At 44.6% G+C, this 22,153-nt stretch carries 21 protein-coding genes; 7 read left to right on the forward strand and 14 right to left on the reverse strand.

Annotated elements, in window-relative coordinates; all coding sequences use genetic code 11:
• Positions 1 to 338: 338 nt before the first annotated feature.
• Complete coding sequence (locus PBAL39_RS18755; protein WP_039867096.1) at positions 339 to 1,601, forward strand: hypothetical protein; 1,263 nt, start codon at positions 339 to 341, stop codon at positions 1,599 to 1,601.
• Positions 1,602 to 2,092: 491 nt separating this feature from the next.
• Positions 2,093 to 2,392 carry a septum formation initiator family protein gene (locus PBAL39_RS18760; protein ID WP_039867122.1) on the forward strand — a complete coding sequence of 100 codons (300 nt, stop codon included), beginning with the start codon at positions 2,093 to 2,095 and terminating at the stop codon, positions 2,390 to 2,392.
• On the opposite strand, the gene PBAL39_RS18765 is transcribed toward PBAL39_RS18760, so the two are convergent.
• Together PBAL39_RS18765 and PBAL39_RS18770 are read right to left on the reverse strand one after the other, a co-directional pair.
• A complete protein-coding gene (locus tag PBAL39_RS18765; protein WP_008244440.1) occupies positions 2,389 to 3,000 on the reverse strand; it encodes a trimeric intracellular cation channel family protein in 612 nt (203 codons plus the stop codon). The genes PBAL39_RS18760 and PBAL39_RS18765 overlap by 4 nt on opposite strands.
• A 10-nt stretch (positions 3,001 to 3,010) precedes the next feature.
• Entirely contained in the window at positions 3,011 to 5,095 is a 2,085-nt protein-coding gene (locus PBAL39_RS18770) for a hypothetical protein (protein ID WP_008244444.1), read from the reverse strand.
• Between the two features lie 111 nt (positions 5,096 to 5,206).
• Between PBAL39_RS18770 and PBAL39_RS18775 the strand changes: the two genes are divergently transcribed.
• Both PBAL39_RS18775 and PBAL39_RS18780 read left to right on the forward strand, forming a co-directional pair.
• Positions 5,207 to 5,986 (forward strand): murein L,D-transpeptidase family protein, encoded by a 780-nt coding sequence (locus PBAL39_RS18775; protein ID WP_232282983.1) that lies wholly within the window; start codon positions 5,207 to 5,209, stop codon positions 5,984 to 5,986.
• Between the two features lie 171 nt (positions 5,987 to 6,157).
• Complete coding sequence (locus PBAL39_RS18780; RefSeq protein ID WP_008244447.1) at positions 6,158 to 7,036, forward strand: hypothetical protein; 879 nt, start codon at positions 6,158 to 6,160, stop codon at positions 7,034 to 7,036.
• A 109-nt stretch (positions 7,037 to 7,145) separates the two neighbouring features.
• Here the strand turns inward: PBAL39_RS18780 and fabG are convergent, their stop codons facing one another.
• From fabG to sucD, 9 genes are all read right to left on the reverse strand, one after another.
• Positions 7,146 to 7,889, reverse strand: coding sequence for a 3-oxoacyl-[acyl-carrier-protein] reductase (gene fabG / locus PBAL39_RS18785; protein ID WP_008244448.1), 744 nt, complete (start codon positions 7,887 to 7,889; stop codon positions 7,146 to 7,148).
• 44 nt (positions 7,890 to 7,933) lie between these two features.
• Positions 7,934 to 8,995 (reverse strand): agmatine/peptidylarginine deiminase, encoded by a 1,062-nt coding sequence (locus tag PBAL39_RS18790; RefSeq protein ID WP_008244449.1) that lies wholly within the window; start codon positions 8,993 to 8,995, stop codon positions 7,934 to 7,936.
• A complete protein-coding gene (locus PBAL39_RS18795) occupies positions 8,979 to 9,854 on the reverse strand; it encodes a carbon-nitrogen hydrolase (protein WP_008244450.1) in 876 nt (291 codons plus the stop codon). Before PBAL39_RS18795 ends, PBAL39_RS18790 begins: the two co-directional genes overlap by 17 nt.
• Before the next feature lie 79 nt (positions 9,855 to 9,933).
• Positions 9,934 to 10,137, reverse strand: coding sequence for a cysteine-rich CWC family protein (locus tag PBAL39_RS18800; RefSeq protein ID WP_008244451.1), 204 nt, complete (start codon positions 10,135 to 10,137; stop codon positions 9,934 to 9,936).
• A 147-nt stretch (positions 10,138 to 10,284) separates the two neighbouring features.
• Entirely contained in the window at positions 10,285 to 12,663 is a 2,379-nt protein-coding gene (locus PBAL39_RS18805; protein ID WP_008244459.1) for a ribonucleoside-diphosphate reductase subunit alpha, read from the reverse strand.
• 103 nt (positions 12,664 to 12,766) lie between these two features.
• Positions 12,767 to 13,741, reverse strand: coding sequence for a ribonucleoside-diphosphate reductase small subunit (locus PBAL39_RS18810; protein ID WP_008244463.1), 975 nt, complete (start codon positions 13,739 to 13,741; stop codon positions 12,767 to 12,769).
• A gap of 384 nt (positions 13,742 to 14,125) precedes the next feature.
• Positions 14,126 to 14,512: a septal ring lytic transglycosylase RlpA family protein gene (locus PBAL39_RS18815; RefSeq protein WP_008244464.1), complete on the reverse strand. Its 387-nt coding sequence runs from the start codon at positions 14,510 to 14,512 to the stop codon at positions 14,126 to 14,128.
• Positions 14,513 to 14,619: 107 nt separating this feature from the next.
• A complete protein-coding gene (locus tag PBAL39_RS18820) occupies positions 14,620 to 15,114 on the reverse strand; it encodes a methionine-R-sulfoxide reductase (RefSeq protein ID WP_008244466.1) in 495 nt (164 codons plus the stop codon).
• A 135-nt stretch (positions 15,115 to 15,249) separates the two neighbouring features.
• Positions 15,250 to 16,122: a succinate--CoA ligase subunit alpha gene (sucD, locus tag PBAL39_RS18825; RefSeq protein WP_008244467.1), complete on the reverse strand. Its 873-nt coding sequence runs from the start codon at positions 16,120 to 16,122 to the stop codon at positions 15,250 to 15,252.
• 176 nt (positions 16,123 to 16,298) lie between these two features.
• On the opposite strand from sucD, the gene PBAL39_RS18830 reads away from it, so the two are divergent.
• Positions 16,299 to 16,742, forward strand: a complete 444-nt coding sequence (locus PBAL39_RS18830) for a hypothetical protein (RefSeq protein ID WP_008244469.1) — start codon at positions 16,299 to 16,301, stop codon at positions 16,740 to 16,742.
• A gap of 11 nt (positions 16,743 to 16,753) precedes the next feature.
• On the opposite strand, the gene PBAL39_RS18835 is transcribed toward PBAL39_RS18830, so the two are convergent.
• Together PBAL39_RS18835 and truA are read right to left on the reverse strand one after the other, a co-directional pair.
• Entirely contained in the window at positions 16,754 to 18,526 is a 1,773-nt protein-coding gene (locus PBAL39_RS18835) for an ABC transporter ATP-binding protein (protein WP_008244471.1), read from the reverse strand.
• 5 nt (positions 18,527 to 18,531) lie between these two features.
• The gene (gene truA, locus PBAL39_RS18840) at positions 18,532 to 19,290 is read right to left on the reverse strand and encodes a tRNA pseudouridine(38-40) synthase TruA (RefSeq protein ID WP_039867129.1); all 759 of its coding nucleotides are present in this window, start codon (positions 19,288 to 19,290) and stop codon (positions 18,532 to 18,534) included.
• A gap of 84 nt (positions 19,291 to 19,374) precedes the next feature.
• On the opposite strand from truA, the gene PBAL39_RS18845 reads away from it, so the two are divergent.
• On the forward strand, positions 19,375 to 19,779 hold the full coding sequence (locus PBAL39_RS18845; RefSeq protein ID WP_008244475.1) for a DUF4293 family protein: 405 nt from the start codon (positions 19,375 to 19,377) through the stop codon (positions 19,777 to 19,779).
• An 84-nt stretch (positions 19,780 to 19,863) separates the two neighbouring features.
• Positions 19,864 to 21,726 (forward strand): DEAD/DEAH box helicase, encoded by a 1,863-nt coding sequence (locus PBAL39_RS18850; RefSeq protein WP_008244478.1) that lies wholly within the window; start codon positions 19,864 to 19,866, stop codon positions 21,724 to 21,726.
• A 74-nt stretch (positions 21,727 to 21,800) separates the two neighbouring features.
• Here PBAL39_RS18850 and PBAL39_RS18855 read toward each other — a convergent pair whose 3' ends face one another.
• Entirely contained in the window at positions 21,801 to 22,121 is a 321-nt protein-coding gene (locus tag PBAL39_RS18855) for a hypothetical protein (protein ID WP_039867134.1), read from the reverse strand.
• Positions 22,122 to 22,153 lie beyond the last annotated feature (32 nt).

Raw genomic sequence — 22,153 nt, forward strand, 5'->3', positions numbered from 1 at the left:
GCCACACCACTTTGTGAGGTCAATGTCCAGCACTATTTTAAGGTCCGGGACCATGTAAATCTTATTCACTAATACCTCGTCAGGTGCAACAATTATTACCCTAAATACCTGGTATAAGGTATAAACAGCCGACATGAACAAGACCGAAACTAGCCCATTGTTATATAAAAGAGCAGATAAGTCCACATTGAGTCCACCTTAATAACGCGTTGAGAACAGATATTTATGAGAAAAGGTGGAGTCAACATAAATTTTAAATCTAATTACTATTGATTTATTCAAAAATCTCTGTATATTCGCTCAAAGAGTACTCTATATTAATCTAAAACCTTAAGTATATGGGAAGGCTAGAGAACAAAACAATTGTAGGTGCGGTGGGGCCTGTCACCTTTAGTAGATGGCGAGGCAAGGCTGTGGTGAAGGCTCGAGTAATGAAAGGCGACATCAGGCAAACCGATGCGACAAAAAATGCGGCGACGGTATTTGGTATAGCCAGTTCGTTCGGTGCAAATCTGCGGGATAACATGCGCGAGATTCATTTTATTCAGGATGGAACAGCGGTGAATCGAATGAATAAAGAAACCTGTGCAATTTTGAGAAAACATCGGGATGCATCGACGGGAGACTTTCATTTTCAGCCCGATGCTTTTAAACCAATAGAAGGCTTTGAAATGAATCAAAATTCTCCGATGAGGGAGAACTTCCTGGCTATGCCTGAAGTAAGCCTTCAGAATGGCAAACTCCTAGTCAGGATACCGGAATTTGCGGTCAACAAAACGCTTAAATTCCCCCGTGAGGCAGATTCCTGCACCATCATTATATCGGTATACATTGCCTCGCTAAAGACAAAAGACGAGTGTATGATGGATGGAGACATGACTGAGACTTTCAATATAGACAGACATCAGCAGAGTTTTCCATCTACGGAATGGTCTTACGACATTCCAGAAGGCTGTTTCTGCGTAACCAGCATGGCATTACATTTTCATACGCAACATTCCAATCTGCAGGTATATCTGAACAACAAATCTTTCTGTCCGGCCATGATCTGTGATTTCAGTATTAATCCAGGTGAATTTAAGGACAAGCCTAAAAAATGGATGACAACAAATTTTGCTTTTGAAGACGGCGCGCATCCACCGATAAAGAAGAAAACAAAAAAGAAACAAAACCCCATCGTTATAAAGTCAGATCAAAAGAATGCCAAGACTAAAAAAATAGCGCATGCTAAAAAGAAGACCTCAAAGAAAAAGTCTAATAACGAGGTGCCTGCTCCTTGCTTAACCTCTCAGGATCAACTGCTTCAGTATCTGGAAATACAGCAGCAGCAAAACGAAGCCTTGCAGCAGCAAGTAAAGGAATTACAGGTTCAACTTGCCGAATTGAAAAACCTCGTCAGCGACTCCAAAGCATCGATAAAACCTTCTGCAGCTCAAAACATAGCTTGTACCGTTATAATGCAGGCCAACCTGCTAAATATTGTCAAACCAGACGGTTTCCCAATAATGCCGACAATAAGCGTAACTACATCTGCACAACGAATTCCAGATAAATTATTGGATTCATTTAATCATAAAAACCGCGGAAAACCCGCCGCCTAAAACCTGACGACCTGTTATTACGTCTCCACATCAATGCTGTTCACACCGCGCTGTTGAAAATGCTCTAGGGTTTGGTCATGAGAAAATATCTATTTATCTCACATTACCATTCTAACCCTGCATTCACACCGCGCTGTTGAAAATGATGTGGGTTTGGCAGTAAGAGAGTATCTATCTTTTCCTCACATTACACTAACCCTGCATTCACGCCGCGCTATTGAAAATGCTGTGGGTTTGGCAGTAAGAGAGTATCTATCTTTTCCTCACATTACACTAACCCTGCATTCACGCCGCGCTATTGAAAATGCTGTGGGTTTGGCAGTAAGAGAGTATCTATCTTTTCCTCACATTACACTAACCCTGCATTCACGCCGCGCTATTGAAAATGCTGTGGGGTTTGGTCATGAGAAAATATCTTACATGAGGACGTGCAAATCTTTCCTTCAAAGATTTGGGGACGAATGGAAGATATTTTTGATATCTTTGTTGGTATGGAACGTCTGCTGGAACTCATACGCAATAAATACTTCCTCTCTGTGGCAGCTTTTATTGTATGGATGTTATTCTTCGATAAGAACGACATGATTTCTCAATACGAGTACAGGTCTGTGGTGAACAAGCTGCAGGAAGAGAAGGACTTCTATGAGAAGGAGACGGCCCAGGTTAAAAAAGACCTGAATGAGCTGAATTCGAACCTCAACACAGCAGAGAAGTTTGCGCGTGAAAAATACTTCATGAAGAAAGACAATGAGGATGTTTTCGTAATCGTGAAGGAAGCCCCGAAAGACTAATATCCGAACTTAGGTAGTGCCAGTTTGAAGCGCACTGCGATAATCCTCAGGACGAAGATGAAGGCAATTACGATAATGGTATTGATCTCTTCTGTCAAATTAAACGATTTCAGTAAAAAGTAAAGTATCCCACCCAGGATGCAGGCCGTGGCATAGATTTCCTTTCTGAAGATGAGGGGAATTGTATTCAGCAGCGTATCGCGGATGATACCACCAAAGCACCCGGTGATGGTACCCAGAGCGATGCAGATGCCGGGACTCAGTCCAAACATAATCCCTTTCTGTATACCGAGGAGTGTAAACAAACCGAGCCCCATGGAGTCGAACATAAAAAGTGTGACCTTAAACTTTTTAATTTGTGTTTTGAAGAAGATGGTCGCAAAGGAAGTGAGCAAAATCAGCAGACAGTAGTTCACATCGCGCATCCATGCCACAGGAGTATCCCCAAGAAGTAAATCCCGCAACGTACCACCCCCAATGGAAGTCACAAAGGCAATGATGAGCACACCGAAAGGATCAAGCCTGCGTTGCATTGCCGCGAAGGAGCCCGAGATGGCGAAAGAGATGGTGCCGAGGGTCTCAATGGTTTCCATTGTGCTGATTTCCATATCCTATACTTTAAATTTCGCCATTTCTCTTTCTGAAGAACCATTCCAGTGTGAGTAGGAACATGACCATAGCAAAGAGCCATTTAAAATTAATCAGTTCCTCGTATTTGCGGTCTTCAAAACTTAAGGTCTTGATCTGTTCGTTGGCCTTGAGGTCATCAGCGATAGCCGATAGCTGCCGGGGCATATACATCTTTCCATTGGTTTGCTGTGACATGTTGCTGAGGAGCTGATGATTTGCAATCGTTTGTTGATATTCCAGCACCATGGCATTGATGTAAAACGCACCATCAGCCTGGTATTTTTTATCGCCAAGGGTAGTGCTGGCATTGAAGGTATAATTTCCTGCCGGCAACAATCCCGCATCCAGCTGATAGGCAGCGCTGGTTCTTGAAAACAAGAAAGTGAAAATTTTACCATCCTGGTTTTTGAGGCGGATATTGACATCCGGTGTATTTACAGCAACATAACTGTCGTTATAAAGCACGGCATTAATCAGCACATGTTCATTTTCATTGAATGTATTTTTCGAAGGAGTGACCTTAAACTTCCGCAGATCGTCTTTTGCTACAAGGTACTGCACGGTCTGCGACAGGAGATTGTTTACTACAGATGGGGTGATTCCATCTTTGGCTTCCGACAATTTCCATCGCCAGATGCCCTCCCCCATCAGGTAGCCCGATTTCCTTCCATTTTCATTCATAAAAAACAGCTGTGGTGCTCCTGTTTTAATTTTGCCAATCCGTTGGCTTAAGGCAATCATGCCATTGCCATTCACTTTAAGTACACCCATCGGCACTTGCAGCGGGTCGAACCCATTGATGACTTTTACGGCGCCTGCATCCAATCCAAATTGTGTGAAATCTGCATTTACTTCCGCAAAGGCTTCCTGCAGGGTATTGTTGTTGCCGCTAAAACTAACCTGCGATTGCAGCTGGTTAAAGCGGCTGGTATTACTTTGTGCACCAATCACATACCAGACAGGGGTATTTACTGAACCGAGCTTCTGCAGGAATGCCGCAGCATGATTGTCCACATCAGGCAACTGGTAGAGAATCACCAGTCCGAAGTCTTTAGGATCAAGAGCATTCAGTTCTTCGGCGACAGCAACCTTCAGTTCGTAATTTTTATGTGCAGCAAGCGACTGCCTGATGGTCGCAATATCAGGATGTGCAGCTCCCGCAGCAATCAGGATCTTCTGTCTCCCGTCAATAACTTCTATAAAAAACTGCCGGGTATTATTTTGCTCAGAAACCTCGTTACCGATAGGGCTCAGCGATACAACATATTTCCTAAGCCCGGTTTTTGTGGCTTTCAGAGGGATGGAGATGGTTTTTGCAAAGGCACTGGTATTGATGTCCAGGCTCCCCTGATAAACCTCTTTGCCGTCTTCAGTTACGGAGATGCGTGACCTGGCGCCTTTACTTTCAAAGGCTTCGGCCTGTAGCTCTATGGTAAATTCATTATTCAGATAAACCAGGTTGTTGTAATTGACGTTGGCCACACTAACGTCTCTCCTGGGGATGGTATCTCCCAGAGCAACGGTATATATGGGCGCCTTTAGCTGTTGAATATCGTACAGCGGACTTCCTCCGCTGTTAAAAATGCCATCACTGGCAAGAATGACCGCTCCGACATTCCTGTTGAGGTATTCATCCTTTAAGCGGTTCAAAAAAGTGGTGGCGTTACTAAGTTTACCCTGATTCTTAAAATCAAACCCTGGTTTAATGCTATCGCTAAAATTGTAAACTTTAACTTCATATTCAGACGAAAGACGTTTGGCAAGCGCCTGTAACTGCGTCTCGTAGGCCTTTCTGTCAAAATCCGGTGGGCTAACATGGTTCACCGAAAGAGAATTGTCCTGACCAATAATGATCAATGGTTTCTGAAGGGTGTAGCTTACCTTTTTGACCAATGGAAAAAATAACAGCCATCCGATGATGGTGATGGTCAGCGCCCGCAGTACAGCTAAGCCTATCCGAAGTTTTGGCTCCAGGTGTGGTGTCCTACGATAAAACAGGTAGGCAAGCAGCATGCCCAGAATGAGACAGCCAATTAAAGCCAGTATTGTCGTAATGTGAAAAGCATCGCCCATAAGCATTTGAGTAAAGATGCTAAATTTTAAAAAAATACGGCTAATTTGTTTGCATAAAAGGCAGGCACAGGATGAAAATGTTATCTTTAAATTCATTAGAGACTCCGGCCCATGAAAGACCTACTTTGCTCCTTACTACTGATATTGATGATCCACTCGCAGCCTGACAAAACTGACATTCCCCCTGCAGCATCTTCCCATGATGGCAGCGAAGGTTTTAAAAAGCGGCAACTTACATTCCCGAGAGTAAAAGCTGCTTATCAGGATACCTGGAAGCCGATGCAGAAGGCACTTTTGGAAGCGAAAATTCCAGCAGGGTCCGAGCTGCTGATCATGGCTTATAAAAAAGAGGGAATGCTGGAAGTCTGGATGAAACCAAAAGGAACATCGCGTTACCAGTTGTTTCGCAGTTATGGTTTCTGCGCGCGCTCAGGGGTTTTAGGGCCCAAGGTTCAGGAAGGTGATTACCAGACACCAGAGGGCTTTTACGAAATCAACGCTTTCAACCCTCAAAGCAACTTTCACCTTTCACTCGGGGTAAGTTATCCCAATGCAGTTGATCTTGCAAGGAGCGGTACTAAAAAGCCTGGAGGAGAGATTTATATCCATGGTAACTGTGTCACGGTCGGATGTGTTCCACTGACAGATGAAAAGATCAAAGAAGTATACCTATTGGCTATAGAAGCCAGGAATGCTGGTCAGCAGCGAATTCCGGTTTACATGTTCCCGTTCCGGATGAATGAGGTGAACTTTGAGAAAAATGCAAAACAATTCCCTCAGTTCAGGAACTTCTGGGCTTCAATGAAAACAGGATATCAATATTTTGAAAGCCGCAAAACGCTGCCACAGATCAGGGTCAAATCAGGGCAGTATCAGATATCCAAAGAATGACACAACTTTAAACAACCCACATTTAACTTCTTAAACAACAACTTCTATTTACACATCTACAGCCTAAAAAAATAGCTTAAAAAGACACAATAAAGCACTATAATTAATAATTAAGATATTTTTATTATTCTATAAGATTTTTTATACGTATAATTGTGTGAATAGATTTATATGGAAGCGCAGTCTTACAACAATGATAATATCCTTTCGCAGGCGAAATTATACGATAAAATCGTAAAGGAAAATATACATAAAGTTTTGCCTGAATTGATAAGGGACATACTGGGAATAGTTATCGCAAAGCAGGAGGATTTGCAAGAGAGTCTACAATATACAACGGAAAGAATTCCTGATCAACTTTGCAAAATAACTGACATTCAGGGAAACACTTATATACTGCAGCTCGAATGGCAGTCAGAAGACGATCCATCTATGCAGGACAGGATGCTGACATACAGAGCAATGTTGCGCCGTAAGTATGGAATGGTTGTAAAGCAGTACGTCATCTTCCTTGCGCGGGAAAAATCCAGTATGTCCGATTTTATTGAAGAAGAGAATCTAAAATTCAGTTATTCTTTAATCCCTTTACAAAAATATAGCCACAGAATATTCTTAGATTCAAAATCACCAGAACAGAAACTGCTTGCCATATTCGGCAACTTTGATACTACCCCTCCGGTAGATGTAATTAAAGAAATTTTACAGGGTGTGACAGCACATAAAAAAGGTCAATTGAATACAAACCGCTATGTAAAGCAACTTAGAGCATTAGTACAATTACGCAAACTTAATAAAGAATTTAAAACAGCTATGGCAATCACAACGAAGTTTAAAATAGAAGAGGACGCTTATTACCAGGAGGGCATTGAAACGGGTATTGAAAAGGGTATCAAAAGGGGCATTGAAAAAACCAAACGCGAGGTAATCGAAGGTTTGATCACTCAAACTAGTCTTTCTAATGAAATTATAGTGCAGGCAACAAAAACAACACTTTCTTTTGTTAGGGAAATCCGTGAAAAGCTGGATGCTCAGGGAAGTTTACAATCATAAAAATGCCCCCAAGAAGTGTCTAACTTTTTGGGGGCATTTCAAATTGTGCAACATCTAAAGACTTTTTCTATGATTTCTGTGGTGTTACTAATGTTATTTCTATTGGAGGTTACAACATACCACCGCAAACAGACAATACCTGTCCGGTTACGTAAGCACTCATGTCTGAAGCCAGGAATACGCATACATTGGCAACATCTTCAGGTTCACCTGCTCTTTTCAAAGGAATCCCTTCTTCCCATCCTTTAACCACTTTAGGGTCTAGCACGTCCGTCATTTCTGTGCGGATAAATCCTGGAGCTACCACATTCGTACGGATGTTACGTGAGCCAAGTTCTTTTGCGAGCGACTTAGAGAATCCGATGATACCTGCTTTTGAAGCAGCGTAGTTGGCCTGTCCGGCATTTCCCTGCACCCCTACTACAGAGCTCATGTTGATGATGGATCCTTTGCGTGCCTTCATCATTACTTTTGAGGCTGCTTTTGATACATTGAAAACAGACTTCAGGTTGACGTTGATCACATCATCCCATTGCTCTTCGCTCATGCGCATCAGTAAGCCATCCTTTGTGATTCCCGCATTGTTCACCACGATATCTAAAGAACCAAAATCAGCAACGATATCATTGATCAGTTTTTCAGCTTCGTCAAACTTGGAAGCATCAGAACGATACCCTTTGATCTGTGTACCGTACACTTCAAGTTCTTTCTCCAGCGCCTCGCCTTTTTCTACTGACGACAGGTAAGTAAAAGCAACCTTCGCACCTTGTTCTGCAAATTTCTCTGCTATTTTACGACCAATTCCTTTGGAAGCGCCGGTCACTAATGCTGTTTTTCCTTCTAATAATTTCATTATGATTTTGTTTGTTTTGGAAATGTTTTCTTTCTTTTTTGTGATTACTGATTGGTCAGGGCTGGCTCCTGCTGACTCAGGCAATGGAAGCTGCCCAGACCCCAGATGATGTCTGTAGAATCTATCCCTACAACCTTTCTGTCTGGAAAAGCGTCCTGGATAATTTTTAATGCTTTCTCATCATTTACATCCCTGAACGTCGGTACAATTACCGCAGCATTTGCGATGTAGAAATTAGCATAAGAAGCCGGAAGACGTGTATCCTCATGGATGACTGGTGAAGGCATCGGCAGCTTGATGATGTTCAGTGGTTTTCCACTGAGCAGACGCATGCCTTTCAAGGTCTCCAGGTTCTCCTGCAGCAGGATATAGTTCTCATCAAGCGGGTTGCTTTCCACGACGGTGAGCACCGTATCTTCGTTGACGAAGCGTGTGATGTCGTCGATATGACCATCGGTATCATCCCCAACAATACCATCTCCCAGCCACAGTACCTGCTCCGCGCCATAAAACTCCATCAGGTATTGTTCAATCTCTTCTTTTTTGAGGTGTGGATTTCTGTTTTCATTCAGCAGACAGGCCGTTGTGGTCAGGATCGTTCCTGCCCCATTAAATTCCACAGAACCACCTTCCATTACAATCTCAGGAAGATATAAGGGCAGGTTAAAGCGCTCTGCTATTTTCGTCGGGATGACATCATCCAGATCAAATGGAGGATATTTCCCTCCCCAGGCATTATAACCCCAGTCGACGACTGCTTTTTGATCAGCAGCCTCATTCAACAGGAATGCAGGGCCATGGTCGCGGCACCATGCATCATTGGTAGGCTGCATGTAAAATTCGATCTGACTCAGGTCAGCACCAGCTTTTTCCAGTTCAGCGATAGCGAAAACCTTCGTTTCTTCATCGTTGATGTTGATCCGTACTTTTTCCCCTTCAGCTACGATTTTAATAAACTCGCAGTAAGGCGCATAGATGGTCTCAATTTTCCCCGGCCATGAAGCCTCCTTATGCGGCCAGCTCAGCCATGTAGCCTCATGCTTAGCCCATTCTGCAGGAAAGCGGTATCCGGCCTTTCTAGGGCTATCGTTAAATAGATTCGTCATCTATATATCTTTTGGTGATTTGTGAATAACTGTCGATACGTCTGTCGCGCAAAAACGGCCAGTGCGTCCTGTAACTATCCGATTTTGACAGGTCCAGTTCTACTACTTTCAACTCTTCTTCCGAGTGGGACGCCTGATAAAGGATAGAACCGAACGGATTGGAGACAAATGACCCTCCCCAGAAGTCAACACCCGCTTCGTGACCTACCCTGTTGATGCTCACTACAGGAACACCATTGGCGATGGAATGCGAACGTTGAATGGTTTGCCATGCATTGTATTGTTCGGTGTTGGTACCCTCATCCTGCGTGGTGGCCCATCCGATTGCAGTAGGATACACCAGGAAGTCTGCCCCCATTAATGAGGTCAGGCGGGCGGCTTCCGGGTACCATTGGTCCCAGCAGATCAACACCCCGATTTTCGCAAACTTGGTTTTGAAAACTTTATAGCCAAGGTCCCCCGGCGTAAAGTAAAACTTCTCATAGAAACCAGGATCATCAGGGATGTGCATCTTACGGTATTTGCCCAGGTAGGCGCCATCCGCATCCAGCACAGCAGTAGTATTGTGGTATAAACCTTCAGCACGTTTTTCAAATAAGGACGCAATGATGACCACGTTCAGCTCAGCAGCAACTTTGGAAAGTACATCTGTGGAAGGGCCAGGAATGGCCTCTGCCAGCTTGAAGTTTTCATAATCTTCTTCATCGCAGAAATACAATGAAGTAAACAGCTCCTGAAGGCACACTACCTGTGCCCCCATAGCGGCAATCTCTCTGATTTTGACGATTGCTTTATCTAAATTCTCTTGTTTGTTACTGGTACAACTCATCTGTACCAATCCAACTTGTACTTTAGCCATTCTACGAAATTTTGTGCTGCAAAGTTAGCAGAAAAAATTTTCTGCCCGAATTGTTATTTTAAAGATGCGTACTGGATACTTACAGGGCCACCGTTTCGCGGTATTCTTCCTGAAGCTCAAACAGGCATTTGGCACATAGACACCCCTCATACAGCTCGCTGATGTACTGCACCTCATTGATGCTCAGCTGCACTACGCTGCACTGACACTTGGTGTAGGCATTTGCCTTACACTCAATGGCCGAGCCGCAACGTTCGCAAGGTATGATTTCGTGTTTAGTCATTGGTATAAATGATACGGGTTTACAAAGATACGCGATCTGGGACGAAGCGGTGCTGCCATCGCCTTAAAAATGACATTACATTAAAAACCCTGCTGCGAACGATAGACATCGTTTGCAGCAGGGTTAACATACAATTGCAATAAGCTTTTATCCGGAGCAGCTGATGCAGCCTTCCTCCATAGAGCATACCGGTCCATCGGTGATTTCTTCCACCGGCTGATCGATATGGTCAGGAATTACAGGCTCCATATTTTTACCAGCCTGGTTCTCCACCGTAAATTTAACCGCCTGAGAAGCCGCTTGCGTACGCAGGTAGTACATGCCGGTTTTCAATCCTTTCTTCCAGGCGTAGAAATGCATAGAAGTCAGTTTTGAGGTGTTCGGCGCATTGATAAACAGGTTGAGCGACTGTGACTGGCAGATGTAAGCACCCCTGTCAGCAGCCATATCAATGATGCTTCTCATTTTGATTTCCCACACAGTTTTGTACAATTCCTTGATGTAATCAGGGATCTCAGCAATGTCCTGAATAGACCCATTTGCAAGGATGATCCTGTCTTTCATGGCAGGCGTCCATAGGCCAAGGGCCACAAGATCTTTTAGCAGGTGTTTGTTTACTACGATGAATTCACCGCTCAACACCCTTCTGGTGTAGATGTTGGATGTGTAGGGTTCAAAACATTCGTTGTTACCAAGAATTTGGGAGGTAGAAGCGGTAGGCATTGGCGCCACCAGCAGCGAGTTGTAAACGCCATCTTTCACCACTTTCTCACGCAGGGATTCCCAATCCCATCTTCCGCTGTCAGGTGTCACATTCCAGAGGTCAAACTGGAACTTGCCTTGCGACAGCGGAGAGCCTTTGAAGGTCTGGTAGGGGCCGTTAACGACCGCAAGGTCGTGCGAAGCCGTCATTGCCGCGAAATAGATGGTTTCGAAGATTTCCTTGTTCAGTAAACGGGCACCATCACTTTCAAAAGGTAGGCGCATCAGGATGAAGGCATCAGCTAGTCCCTGCACCCCCAGCCCAACAGGTCTGTGGCGCATATTTGAATTTTTGGCTTCTTCTACCGGGTAATAGTTGTAATCGATGATTTTGTTCAGGTTTAAGGTTGCCTGATAGGTCACATCGTATAATTTCTGGTGGTCAAACTCGCCATTGATGACAAACCGTGGCAGGGCTAGTGAAGCCAGGTTACATACCGCGACTTCATCTTTAGAGGTATACTCAATGATCTCGGTGCACAGGTTTGAGCTTTTGATGGTCCCCAGGTTCTGCTGATTGGACTTGCTGTTGGCAGCATCTTTATATAAAAGATAAGGAGTGCCTGTTTCAATCTGTGAGTCGAGGATGGCGAACCAAAGTTCCTGAGCTTTCACCGTTTTGCGGGCACGGCCTTCTTTCTCATAGCGTTCGTAGAGCGCTTCAAACTCATCGCCGAAACAGTCTGCCAATCCAGGAGCTTCATGCGGGCAGAAAAGACTCCAGTCTTCATTGGCTTCCACACGTTTCATGAATAGGTCGCATACCCAAAGCGCGTAAAACAAGTCGCGGGCACGCAGCTCTTCCTTACCATGGTTTTTACGCAGGTCCAGGAAGCTGAACACATCAGCATGCCATGGCTCCAGGTAAATGGCGAAAGCACCTTTACGCTTACCCCCACCCTGATCCACATAACGGGCAGTATCATTGAAAACTTTCAGCATGGGCACAATGCCATTGCTGGTACCATTGGTACCACCAATATAAGAACCCGTAGCGCGGATGTTGTGGATGCTCAGTCCGATACCGCCGGCACTCTGCGAGATTTTCGCCGTTTGTTTCAGTGTATCATAAATCCCTTCGATGCTGTCATCCTGCATGGTGAGCAGGAAACAGGAAGACATCTGGGGTTTAGGTGTTGCAGCATTGAATAATGTAGGTGTAGCGTGTGTAAACCAACGCTCACTCATCAGGTTATACGTTTTGATGGCGCTGTCGATATCGCTTTTATGGATCCCTACAGCCACCCTCATGAAGAGGTGTTGTGGGCGTTCCACAATCTGGCCTTCAATTTTCAGGAGGTACGATTTCTCCAGTGTTTTGAATCCGAAGTAATCGAAGCCAAAGTCGCGGTCGTAGATAATGGTACTGTCGAGGATGTCTGCATTTTCCTGGATCACCTCCCATACATCATCAGCGATCAGCGAAGCCGATTTATCCGTTTTTGAATCCACATATTTGTACAACATTTCCATGGTTTTGGAGAAAGACTTGGTTGTATTTTTATGCAGGTTGGAGACGGCGATACGGGAAGCAAGCAAAGCATAGTCAGGGTGTTTGGTGGTCAGCGAAGCTGCAGTCTCTGCGGCAAGGTTATCCAGCTCTGAGGTAGTCACGCCATCATACAGACCTTCAATTACTTTCTTTGCCACATCAATGGGATCTACCAGTTCCGCGTTGAAGCCATAGCACAATTTTTCGATGCGTGCAGTGATCTTATCAAACCGAACAGCTTCCTTACGGCCATCTCTTTTTATTACAAACATATTTTTCCGGGATTTTAAAGTGCATATCAGTGGGCTAGAAAGCCTGCCAACATCGGCACCGATGTCAATTAATTAATTATTTCCTATCGTCTGGGACTGGCGATTAAAAATCGTCATCCAGGGAGAATGCTGCAGCTTTATCCTCTGAGGAAGTCAGCACGCCACTCTTCTGGTAGTCGCCCACACGTTTTTCAAAAAAGTTGGTTTTACCCTGCAGGGAGATCATCTCCATGAAGTCAAACGGGTTGGTGGCATGATAAATCTTAGTATAGCCAAGCTCCTGCAACCATCTGTCAGCTACGAATTCAATGTATTGCGACATCAGTTTCGCATTCATGCCGATCAAAGCAACAGGCAATGCATCCGTCACAAACTCCTTCTCTATCTCGACCGCATCACGGATGATGCCATGTACATGTTCTTCGCTCAGTTTATTTTTCAGCATGCTGTAGAGGAGGCATGCAAATTCGCAGTGTGAACCTTCATCCCTGGAGATCAGCTCATTGCTGAATGTAAGACCGGGCATGAGGCCACGTTTCTTTAACCAGAAGATGGAGCAGAAGCTTCCACTGAAGAAGATTCCTTCGACTGCCGCAAAGGCAACCAGACGCTCGGCAAAGTTGCCGTTATCTATCCAGCGCAATGCCCATTCTGCTTTTTTCTTCACACAAGGTACAGTTTCTATGGCATGGAACAGTCTGTCTTTTTCTTCAGGATCCTTGATATACGTATCAATGAGGAGGGCATAAGTTTCAGAGTGGATGTTCTCCATCATGATCTGGAAGCCGTAGAAGCAGCGTGCTTCGGGGAGCTGCACTTCACTCATAAAGTTTACCGCAAGATTTTCGTTTACGATGCCATCACTTGCTGAGAAGAAGGCCAGGATATGGGAGATAAAGTGTCTTTCACCATCATTCAGGTTGTCCCAGTGTTTTTGGTCATCAGAAAGATCGATTTCCTCTGCTGTCCAGAAACTGGCTTCACTCTTCTTATACATCTCCCAGATTTCAGGGTATTTAATTGGCAAAAGGACAAAACGATCTTTGTTTTCTTTTAGTAATACTTCTTCTTCTTGCATAAGCAGTGTTGATTATAGGTGAATGTAAGACGGTTTGTTGGAGTTCCACATGATACCAGTCGCCCGACCAGCCCTACCCAATAGCGAAAAAGTTGAAAAGATGCTAAATCTGACAGCTGCTTAAGCTACTAAATATTAAAACGTTAACTAGAAATACGGGCGTGATTAATGAAAGAACTTTACGTAAACAAATATAAACCATCGGTCTTTGAAACGTTAGCAATAGTTGTTAACACGACTCGCTATTTATCAACATGAAGACTGAAAAATGAGACATTTAAACCCTTTCAAACGAATGTTTTTTCATTTGAAAGCAAGAAATCCCATCAGTGGATTGTTAATAAAACGGAGGATGCTGACTTTTGACAGGATAAAGTTAAAAGATTACTCTATTTCAAGATCATAACTGATCTCTACTTTTGAGTGTCCCTGGCGGTAGAAGCCCAATTCTTTAGCGGCCCCTGCAGAGAGGTCGATCATGTATTTTTTACTGTGAGGACCACGGTCGTTGACTTCGACATCAATAGATTTGCCGTTGCTGAGGTTGGTGACGGTGACAATGGTTCCGAAGGGAAGCGAGAGGTGGGCTGCAGTCATTTTGCTGGCGCGGTAACGGACACCGCTGCTGGTACGATGACCTTCAAAGCGTTTCGCATAATAAGTTGCATATCCGGTTTTCCTGAAATTTGTCAACGCTGCCTTTTTGTTGTTTTTTGGAGCAGTGAAGCCGACGAGCAGCAACAAAACACCCACAAATAAACAATATCTCATATCGGTGAAAATTGGTGAGGGGCAAACATAAGTAAATTAGCCCTTTACACCAAAAACGCCCGGTGTTTTTATCACCGGGCGTTATAGTAATATTCTTGAAAAGGAAATTATTTCGCGTCAGGAACAAAGTTCATAGAGATCGAATTGACACAGTTCCTGGTGTTCTTGGCGGTGAAACCTTCGCCGATGAACACATGCCCCAAATGGGCTTTACAATTGGCACAAACGATTTCCGTGCGCATGCCATCGATATCAGGTATACGCTCGACGGCACCTTTGATCTCATCATCAAAGCTTGGCCAGCCACATTCGGACTCAAACTTGGACTCCGAGCGATACAGCGGCGCGTTGCAACGCTTGCAGGTATAGGTCCCCTTCTCTTTATTGTTCAGTAGTTTTCCCGTACCCGGGTATTCGGTCCCTTTGCGGACGATTACATCTTCTTCTTCTTTTGTTAACTTATTCCACTCCATATTTTTAGTTGTTTTTTTGGGTGTTTCTTTCTTTTGCTTCTGCGCACAGGCGACCAGGCTGGTGAGCATCAGCACCGCTCCCATGAGCATGATTTTACCAATTGTTGTTCTACCGCTCAGTTTCATCATTTTTACCTTTCTTATTTCTTACAATATACGCCCAAACGCTGCGGAAAGTTTGTTTTCAATGCCATCTGAAAGTCAAACAAAAAAGCTCCGATGATCAGATCACCAGAGCTTTTGATTTATACAAGAAGACTTTTATTATTTCTTCAACAGCTCAGCCATGGCTTCGCCAATTTCTGCAGGGCTTTCTACGACGCGGATACCGCATTCAGCCATGATTTTCATTTTTGCAGCAGCAGTATCATCAGCACCACCGACGATTGCACCAGCGTGCCCCATTCTACGTCCTGCAGGAGCAGTTTGTCCGGCGATAAAACCAACAACTGGTTTGGTACCATTTTCTTTGATCCAGCGTGCAGCTTCAGCTTCCATACCACCACCGATCTCACCGATCATGATGATACCTTCAGTTTCAGGATCGTTCATCAGCAATTCTACCGCTTCTTTAGTGGTCGTACCAATGATTGGATCTCCGCCGATACCGATTGCAGTAGTGATGCCCATTCCGGCTTTCACCACCTGATCAACAGCTTCATAAGTTAAAGTACCTGATTTAGATACCACGCCTACAGTACCTTTTTTGAAGATGAAACCAGGCATGATGCCTACTTTCGCTTCATCAGCAGTGATGATACCCGGGCAGTTAGGACCGATTAAACGGCAGTCCTTGTCCGCGATATATTCTTTAACCTGAATCATATCCTTTGTCGGAATGCCTTCAGTAATACAAACAATAACTTTAATCCCTGCTTCAGCAGCCTCCATAATTGCATCTGCTGCAAATGCAGGCGGCACAAAAATGATAGATACGTTGGCTCCGGCTTTATCAACCGCATCCTTTACTGTATTAAAAACCGGTCTTTCCAAATGGGTCTGACCACCTTTACCCGGAGTAACACCACCGACAAGGTTGGTTCCGTATTCTATCATTTGGGAGGCATGATAAGTACCTTCATTTCCAGTAAAACCCTGAACAATAACTTTTGAATCCTTATTTACTAAAACGCTCATGTAAGTAATTTTTTGTGCAAATCTAAACTAATTGAAATGGATTGTCAACTGCATCACCAATTTTATTACACTACGATTTCAATTATTTTCTTTGAAAAACCGGCACTGGAATTAAACAGTGATATTTTTCGTAAATAGTGACAAATAGCACTTTCTTTGCAGCAACAAAATATACCATGAGCCCTTTAAAAATCCATTTTAAAATCCTGAGTGTAGGCAACGGAAAATTCCTGAACACCAAAAATCCGGTAAGCAACCTGATTGTAGATGTCATCAACAAAAATCCGAGCCAGTCTTCCTCAGCACTGCGCAATATTGCACTGCAGACATTCCACGAAGACCCGAAAGCACAGTCTGTTTTGAAAAGCAGCGATTATTTTTTCATCGCCGAAGTCCGCGATGTGGAGATCATCATCAACTACCTGCCGCAGGAAAAGGCCTTATCGGATCAGTTTTACACCCAATGGAGGTATGTGCAGGTTTCAGAACCTTATCGTCTGATCCAATACCTGGATGAAAACAGGCTGGTGGTTTATAGTGAAAAAACCCGGGTAATCCATACCATTAAACTCGACAAGACAATGACCGTTGTCGTTGACGACACTCCGGGCGGCGATTAAATCTTCAGCTTTTAAGCAGACACGATTCCACCTGAATTGAACTGCAGGTCGTACAGGCGTTTGTAGTAACCATCAAGCTTCAGCAGCTCCTGGTGTGTCCCCTGTTCTTTAATCTCCCCCTTGTCCAGCACCAGAATCCGGTCGGCCTTCTGAATGGTCGACAGGCGGTGGGCAATGACAATGGAGGTCCGGCCTTTCATCAGGTTTTCTATGGCGCGCTGAATGAGCATTTCCGTTTCGGTATCCACTGAAGAGGTAGCCTCGTCAAGCACCAGAATAGAGGGATTATAGACCAGCGCACGGATGAAGGAAATCAGCTGAGCCTGTCCCGCCGACAAAGTAGCACCACGTTCCATGACATTATATTGGTACCCTCCCGGGAGCCGTTCAATAAAATCGTGAGCCCCTACTTTCTTCGCTGCATCCACCACTTCCTCCATCCGGATGTCGGGATTGTTTAGCGTGATGTTATTGAAGATGGTATCGGAAAAAAGAAAGACATCCTGCAGGACAGTAGCGATATTACGTCTCAGAAAATCCAGACGGTAGTCCTGGATCTTTAGCCCATCCACCCTGATCTCCCCTTTCTGGATTTCATAAAACCTGTTGAGGATGTTGATCGTAGATGATTTACCGGCACCGGTAGCACCGACCAGTGCAATGGTCTTCCCTGCGGGAACCTCAAAGGAAATGTCTTTCAGCACATAATTCTCATCATTATAGGCGAACCACACGTTCTCAAATGAGATAGCTCCCTGCATTTTTGTAGGGGCCATTGTCCCTTCATCCCTGGTTTGCTCCTGCGTATCGAGCACCTTGAAAACACGTTCAGCACCCACCATACCCATCTGCAGCGTATTGAACTTATCTGCGAGCTCCCGGATCGGCCTGAACAGCATACCTATATAGAGGATAAATTCAGCAATGGTACCTGGCGTCACATCAAGGGGTTTGGCAAGGATGCTCTTGGCACCATACCATACCAGCAGTCCAAGGGACATGGCCGAGATGATCTCCACAACCGGAAAAAAGATGGAGTAATACCAGTTGGAGCGAATGTTGGCATCTCTGTAACGGGCGTTGATCTTTACAAACTTTTTGTATTCCTGCTCCTCGCGTGCAAAATACTGAATGATGGAAACGCCGGAGATGTGTTCCTGAAGGTAAGTGTTCAGATTGGACACCTCGGTCCTGATTTCCTGAAAAGCAGATTTGATGGCTTTTTGAAATACAGAGGTAGCAATCATGAGCAGGGGCATCGGCAGCAGCACAACGATGGTCAGTGCCCAGTCGCGGTAAATCATTACGCCAATGATGACGATCACCATAAGAATATCGCCAATGATCACAATGAGTCCCTCGGAAAAGATCTCCGCAATTGTTTCCAGATCAGAGACGGTACGCGTAATCAACTGTCCAATGGGGGTATTGTCAAAGTACTTGAGCCGCAGCTGAGTGATGTGGTTGAACACATTGATCCTGAGGTCGCGGATCGCCGACTGTCCGAGGGTGTTGGTCAGCAGCGTATGACTGAACTGGATGACGGCCTGCAGGATCAGCAGGATCACCATTACGATCGTCATGTTGAGCAGGCCGGCATGCTGATCTTTCATGATGTAATGGTCCAGCGTATATTGAATAAGAAATGGCCGCACCGGCGCAATCAGTGCAAGAAGTACGGTAAGCACGATTGACCAGGCAAAAATGCGCCTGTAGGGTTTAACATATTGAAAAATGCGCTTGAGTAAGCCTACATTAAACGCATCTCCGGTTATTTTAGACATAAATATTATTTTACAAAGGGATAAACCACATTGACCAGATATAAACCACATGCAGGCACAGATTGGCCGGCGTTACTGCGGCTGCCACTGGCAATGATCTCCCTGAACTCATTTAAATTAATTTCCTTTTTGCCTACTTTGATCAGCGTACCCACGATGGCGCGCACCATATTCCTCAAAAACCGATCCGCCCGGATGGTGAACTGCAAACCTCCGTCTGTAAGCGTAAAATACGCTTCTACGACTTTGCAGTTATTGGTAAAGGTCTGTGTGTTGGACTTGCTGAAACAGGAGAAATCGGTATATTCCAGAATGGCAGCCGCAGCCTGATTCATCGCCTCCACATCAAGGCTGCCCTTATAGAGCCAGGACCTGTTGAGCTTAAAGGGATCTTTATGAAAATGGAGGTGATAGTGATAAGCACGCGCTGTAGCACCGAAACGGGCATGCGCCTCATTATCGACCGCAAATATCCGCCCGATGGCAATCTGGTAAGACAGCAAGGAATTGATACCCGTTACTGCCCTTCCGGGATCCAGCGTTGATGCAGTTTCTGCGGGCAGGTCAAAATGCACAAAAAATTGTGTGGCATGAACACCGGTATCCGTCCTGCCGCAGCCGACCGTAGCCACAGGCTGCCTGAAGAAAACCGACAGGGCTTTATCCAGGTCTTCCTGTACGGTAACTGCATTCGGCTGGATCTGCCAGCCATGATACTCCGTCCCGTTGTACGACAATTCTATAAAGTAACGTTGTGTATTCAAGCCTGCAAAATTATCTTTTTTAATCGGATATCGGATTGCTAAGTATATGCCTTTTGATATATTTGTTGAAATTATTAAAATGATATGATACAACGTGTGCAATCGATATGGCTGCTGCTGGCGAGCCTGACCCTCTTTCTGTTATTACTGTTGCCTGTAGTTACCTTTCCTGCCGATGCACCGGCAACACCGGCACCATCTGTGTTGCTTTACGGGACATTGGTGGCTGGATTGGTCTGTTTTATTGCCATTTTCTGCTTCAATAACAGGTCGTTGCAAAAAAAAATCATTCTTTTGGCCATCATTTTAATCCTTGCTTTATGTGCCGGGACTTACTTTACGCTTCAGCAATTGCCCGGTGGATTAACAGGTGCAAAACCGTCCATAGGAGCCTTTCTTCCTGTGCTGAGCATTATATTTTGTCTGCTGGCTTACAGGGGAATACGCCATGACGAGCAATTATTGAGGTCTGCCGACAGGCTCCGATAATTAATTGTCTCATTTTTATTTAGTTACGTCTCTGTAAAATTCCAATTATTAAGCGTACCTTTGCGGCTTAATTAATATATATACATGATAAACCCATTTAAATTATTGGGGATAAGTGATGACGTTGTTAATGCTGTAAAGGATTTAGGTTTCGAAAATCCAACACCTATTCAGGAACAAAGTATTCCTGTGCTGTTAGAGGGCAATAACGATTTTGTTGGTTTGGCCCAAACAGGAACAGGAAAAACAGCCGCATTTGGTTTGCCGCTGTTAGAATTGATAGACTTTAAAAGCAATAAGCCTCAGGCATTGATTTTATGCCCGACCAGAGAGCTTTGCCTGCAGATTACTAATGACATCAAAAATTTCTCAAAAAACACCTCTGGTGCGAATGTAGTTGCCGTTTACGGTGGCGCGAACATTATGCAGCAGCTGCGTGAGATTAGAAACGGTGTACAGATTGTTGTTGCCACGCCGGGACGTATGTTGGACATTATTGGCAGAAAGGCTATAGATTTCACAAATGTGAAATATGTAGTGCTTGATGAGGCTGATGAGATGCTGAACATGGGATTCCAGGAAGACATCAACGACATTCTGTCGACTACACCTGATGACAAAAAAACATGGTTATTCTCCGCTACTATGCCTCCAGAGGTAAGAAGGATAGCTAAAAATTACATGGACTCTCCGGTAGAGTTAACCATGGGCACAAAAAACACAGGTAACGTAAACATTGAGCACGAGTATTACACAGTACGTGCGAGAGATAAATACGCTGCCCTGAAACGTATTGTGGATTTCAACCCTGAGATCTTCGGTGTGGTATTCTGCAAGACCAAAATGGACACGCAGGATGTTGCCGAGCACCTGATCAAAGACGGATACAATGCAGATGCATTACACGGAGATCTTTCTCAACAACAACGTGATAAGGTAATGCAGCGTTTCCGCGACCGTCACATGCAATTGCTGATTGCAACGGATGTGGCTGCACGCGGTATCGACGTCAACAATGTGACACACGTAATCAACTACTCTTTACCTGATGAGATTGAGAGTTATACCCACCGTAGTGGTCGTACCGGCCGTGCGGGAAAAACCGGTATATCGATCTGTATCGTCAACTCTAAAGAGATTGGTAAAATCCGTCAGATTGAAAGGATCATTGGTAAACAGTTCACCAAAGCTTCATTGCCTACTGGTTTTGATGTTTGTGAAAAACAATTGTTTGCCCTGGTACACAAAGTACACAACGTAGAAGTCAACGAAGCACAGATTGAGCAATACATCCCACGCATTATGGATGAATTTGCAGAACTGAGCAAAGAAGATGTCATCAAACGTTTCGCTTCATTAGAGTTTAACAGGTTCCTGGAGTATTACAAAAATGCACCTGACCTAAATGCTACTGACGAGCGCGGTGAAAGAGGTGAGCGTGGCGAACGCGGTGAAAGAGGCGCAAGAAGCAATGAAGGATATACCAGATTGTTCATCAACCTGGGTTCTGTAGATGACTTTACACGTGGCGACTTATTATCGTTTGTTTGCAACAACGGTAAAATCAGCGGAAAAAGCATTGGCAAGATTGACCTTAAGGGTGTGTATTCTTTCTTTGAGGTTGAAGATGCAACGGTAGATGCATTATTCAACAACTTCAAAGGTGTAGAATTCAACAACCGTGGAGTGAGGATTGAAAAAACAGCTGAAGGTGATGGCGGTGGCCGTAGTCGCGGTGGATTCAGTGGCGGTGGCAGACGCGAAGGCGGAAGTTATAGCGGCGGAAGAAGCGGTGGCGACAGAAGAAGTGGCGGTGGCTACGGAGGCGGCAGACGCGAAGGCGGAAACAGCGGTGGTGGTTTCAGAGATTTCTCTGGACGCAGTCGTGAAGACCGTGGTGCTGGCAGACGCGAAGGCGGAAGCAGCGACAGAAAACGCAGATCATAATTCATATTGAATCAGCATATTAAAAAGGCCTTCGGAAATTCCGAAGGCCTTTTTTGTAATCGTTATTAAGCAGGTTATGGTTTTACTACGGGACGGTCTTTGATCTGCGCAGCCTTCAGGTAAACCTTTCCACCCTTTTTATTGATGTAATATTTCCTGTTTTTACCATCGATGTAAACATTAGTCCCATCAGGTGCCATCTTGCCTTTATAGGTCTGATCGACCACTTTGGAGCTGCCTTTTACGGCAACTTCAGCAGTTTTATTACCAACCTTAGTGGCAGTTTTATCGATTTTTTTACCAACACTCTCTTTTTTTTCCTGGGCATTGGAGTCTAAGCTCAATGTAACCAGCAGGGCGAGCGCAAGGCCGCCGATGATGTTTCTCTTTTTCATGGTGATGTCTTTTGCTTTGACAACAACCGGCA

The organism is Pedobacter sp. BAL39 (assembly GCF_000170795.1).
Lineage (GTDB): Bacteria > Bacteroidota > Bacteroidia > Sphingobacteriales > Sphingobacteriaceae > Pedobacter.

Coding starts and splice junctions, on each gene's coding strand:
- PBAL39_RS18755 (WP_039867096.1), top strand. CDS start 339: ATGGGAAGGCTAGAGAACAAAACAATTGTAGGTGCGGTGGGGCCTGTC.
- PBAL39_RS18760 (WP_039867122.1), top strand. CDS start 2,093: ATGGAACGTCTGCTGGAACTCATACGCAATAAATACTTCCTCTCTGTG.
- PBAL39_RS18765 (WP_008244440.1), bottom strand. CDS start 3,000: ATGGAAATCAGCACAATGGAAACCATTGAGACCCTCGGCACCATCTCT.
- PBAL39_RS18770 (WP_008244444.1), bottom strand. CDS start 5,095: ATGGGCGATGCTTTTCACATTACGACAATACTGGCTTTAATTGGCTGT.
- PBAL39_RS18775 (WP_232282983.1), top strand. CDS start 5,207: ATGAAAGACCTACTTTGCTCCTTACTACTGATATTGATGATCCACTCG.
- PBAL39_RS18780 (WP_008244447.1), top strand. CDS start 6,158: ATGGAAGCGCAGTCTTACAACAATGATAATATCCTTTCGCAGGCGAAA.
- fabG (WP_008244448.1), bottom strand. CDS start 7,889: ATGAAATTATTAGAAGGAAAAACAGCATTAGTGACCGGCGCTTCCAAA.
- PBAL39_RS18790 (WP_008244449.1), bottom strand. CDS start 8,995: ATGACGAATCTATTTAACGATAGCCCTAGAAAGGCCGGATACCGCTTT.
- PBAL39_RS18795 (WP_008244450.1), bottom strand. CDS start 9,854: ATGGCTAAAGTACAAGTTGGATTGGTACAGATGAGTTGTACCAGTAAC.
- PBAL39_RS18800 (WP_008244451.1), bottom strand. CDS start 10,137: ATGACTAAACACGAAATCATACCTTGCGAACGTTGCGGCTCGGCCATT.
- PBAL39_RS18805 (WP_008244459.1), bottom strand. CDS start 12,663: ATGTTTGTAATAAAAAGAGATGGCCGTAAGGAAGCTGTTCGGTTTGAT.
- PBAL39_RS18810 (WP_008244463.1), bottom strand. CDS start 13,741: ATGCAAGAAGAAGAAGTATTACTAAAAGAAAACAAAGATCGTTTTGTC.
- PBAL39_RS18815 (WP_008244464.1), bottom strand. CDS start 14,512: ATGAGATATTGTTTATTTGTGGGTGTTTTGTTGCTGCTCGTCGGCTTC.
- PBAL39_RS18820 (WP_008244466.1), bottom strand. CDS start 15,114: ATGATGAAACTGAGCGGTAGAACAACAATTGGTAAAATCATGCTCATG.
- sucD (WP_008244467.1), bottom strand. CDS start 16,122: ATGAGCGTTTTAGTAAATAAGGATTCAAAAGTTATTGTTCAGGGTTTT.
- PBAL39_RS18830 (WP_008244469.1), top strand. CDS start 16,299: ATGAGCCCTTTAAAAATCCATTTTAAAATCCTGAGTGTAGGCAACGGA.
- PBAL39_RS18835 (WP_008244471.1), bottom strand. CDS start 18,526: ATGTCTAAAATAACCGGAGATGCGTTTAATGTAGGCTTACTCAAGCGC.
- PBAL39_RS18845 (WP_008244475.1), top strand. CDS start 19,375: ATGATACAACGTGTGCAATCGATATGGCTGCTGCTGGCGAGCCTGACC.
- PBAL39_RS18850 (WP_008244478.1), top strand. CDS start 19,864: ATGATAAACCCATTTAAATTATTGGGGATAAGTGATGACGTTGTTAAT.
- PBAL39_RS18855 (WP_039867134.1), bottom strand. CDS start 22,121: ATGAAAAAGAGAAACATCATCGGCGGCCTTGCGCTCGCCCTGCTGGTT.